This is a genomic window from Natronolimnohabitans innermongolicus JCM 12255 (assembly GCF_000337215.1).
Taxonomy (GTDB): Archaea; Halobacteriota; Halobacteria; order Halobacteriales; family Natrialbaceae; genus Natronolimnohabitans; species Natronolimnohabitans innermongolicus.
On record NZ_AOHZ01000113.1, the window covers coordinates 1 to 1087 of the forward strand.

Below are 1087 nucleotides of genomic sequence, written 5' to 3' on the forward strand. Positions count from 1 at the left end.
TGACTCGAACCCGTTGGCCTCGAAGAGCGTGTTCCGATCGATCGTGACCGTCACCTCGCGCAGCGACCACGGGTCGTGGTCGATGTCCGCGTAGCGGAGCGTCCCGTCTCGAGCCGTCGTGTAGTACCGATACCGTTCGGTGAGAAACGCGGCGAGCGAGTCGGGGGCCGGGACGAACGGCTCGCCGATCGGGTCGTACGTCCCGACGAACTCGGCCGGGGGCGCACCCGGCTGTCGGCGCTCGCTCGAGAACGCGATTCCCCGTTCGGTCTCGGTCATCGCGATATCAGCGTAGTAGTACGGTAACCGATGGAAGAGCCGCGCACCGACGACGCCGAGGATCCCCTCGGCGTCGAGGCTGAAGAAGTAGATGCCAGGCTCGCCGTCCCGACTGACGTACGTTCGGAGGTTGAGTTCGGGGAGTTCGAACCCCAGGCCGCCCGGAAGTCCGCGCGGGCGGACGTCGACGTTCAGGTACGGCACGACCGAGAGCCACGCTCGGCCGTCGTACGTCTCGACGGAGAGATCGTCGGGCAGTCGCGCCGCGACGACGTCGGGGTCGACCGGCCAGTTGGCGAAGAGGAGGTGCCGCCAACCCATCGCGATCGGGAGTCCCATACCGACACTCGGTGGCGGCGACTGGAAAAGCTGCGGCCAAACGGGTCTGGATCCTCCACCGCCTCCGACAACCAGCCGCCGTCGACCTCCACGTTCTACGCCCACCTTTTTACTTCGTCGGGGCCTCTCACTCCGTTCGAGACCCGCTCCTCGCAAAAATCTGGACCAAAAACGTCCCGCGGCGCAACGCGCCGCGGTTCGACCATTTCTGGTNCTCTCACTCCGTTCGAGACCCGCTCCTCGCAAAAATCTGGACCAAAAACGTCCCGCGGCGCAACGCGCCGCGGTTCGACCATTTCTGGTTGGTCCTCACACCGTTTCCGGCAACCAGCCGCCGTCGACCTCCACGTTCTACGCCCACCTTTTTACTTCGTCGGGGTCTCTCACTCCGTTCGAGACCCGCTCCTCGCAAAAATCTGGACCAAAAACGTCCCGCGGCGCAACGCGCCGCGGTTCGACCATTTCTGGT

The 1087-nt window shown here is 64.9% G+C and carries 1 protein-coding gene; it reads right to left on the reverse strand.

The genetic code is table 11. The features are described 5' to 3' along the window. Positions 1 to 618, reverse strand: a 618-nt coding sequence (locus C493_RS21830) for a YqjF family protein (RefSeq protein ID WP_007261680.1), incomplete at its 3' end; no start/stop codon positions are given. Positions 619 to 1087 lie beyond the last annotated feature (469 nt).